A 755-nucleotide genomic window follows, 5' to 3' on the forward strand; every position below is an offset into this window, starting at 1 on the left:
AGCAGGGGGTCACAGGTTCGAGCCCTGTTGTGCCCACCATTAATATATGGCCCAGTGGCTCAGTTGGTTAGAGTGCCGGCCTGTCACGCCGGAGGTCGAGGGTTCGAGCCCCTTCTGGGTCGCCATTATGCTGGCATGGCTCAATTGGCAGAGCAGCTGACTTGTAATCAGCAGGTTGTAGGTTCAAGTCCTATTGCCAGCTCCATATTTGGCTCCTTGGTCAAGCGGTCAAGACACCACCCTTTCACGGTGGTAACAGGGGTTCGATTCCCCTAGGAGTCACCATTTATTAATTATATTAATGGGCGCATAGCTCAGCTGGGAGAGCATCTGCCTTACAAGCAGGGGGTCACAGGTTCGAGCCCTGTTGTGCCCACCATTAATATGGCCCAGTGGCTCAGTTGGTTAGAGTGCCGGCCTGTCACGCCGGAGGTCGAGGGTTCGAGCCCCTTCTGGGTCGCCATTTTAAAATTAAATAAAGGGATTAACATCCAACTAAAAATAACAAGTATGACACTATGGCCCCTTGGTCAAGCGGTCAAGACACCACCCTTTCACGGTGGTAACAGGGGTTCGATTCCCCTAGGGGTCACCATTTGTTATTTTTTTAATGGGCGCATAGCTCAGCTGGGAGAGCATCTGCCTTACAAGCAGGGGGTCACAGGTTCGAGCCCTGTTGTGCCCACCATTAATATATGGCCCAGTGGCTCAGTTGGTTAGAGTGCCGGCCTGTCACGCCGGAGGTCGAGGGTTCG

The 755-nt window shown here is 53.2% G+C and carries 7 tRNA genes; all 7 read left to right on the plus strand.

Annotated features, from left to right (window positions below):
• The first annotated feature begins 48 nt into the window (after positions 1-48).
• The 7 genes from ACYUDJ_RS21290 to ACYUDJ_RS21320 all read left to right on the plus strand — a co-directional run bounded on the left by ACYUDJ_RS21290 (position 49) and on the right by ACYUDJ_RS21320 (position 688).
• Positions 49-125, plus strand: a tRNA-Asp gene (locus ACYUDJ_RS21290).
• 4 nt (positions 126-129) lie between these two features.
• Positions 130-205, plus strand: a tRNA-Thr gene (locus ACYUDJ_RS21295).
• A gap of 5 nt (positions 206-210) precedes the next feature.
• Positions 211-285 (plus strand) — tRNA-Glu (locus ACYUDJ_RS21300).
• Between the two features lie 18 nt (positions 286-303).
• A tRNA-Val gene (locus ACYUDJ_RS21305) sits at positions 304-379 on the plus strand.
• A gap of 7 nt (positions 380-386) precedes the next feature.
• Positions 387-463, plus strand: a tRNA-Asp gene (locus tag ACYUDJ_RS21310).
• 57 nt (positions 464-520) lie between these two features.
• A tRNA-Glu gene (locus tag ACYUDJ_RS21315) sits at positions 521-595 on the plus strand.
• A 17-nt stretch (positions 596-612) separates the two neighbouring features.
• Positions 613-688, plus strand: a tRNA-Val gene (locus ACYUDJ_RS21320).
• The last annotated feature ends 67 nt before the right edge of the window (positions 689-755 follow it).

Source organism: Clostridium sp. CTA-6, from assembly GCF_054768115.1.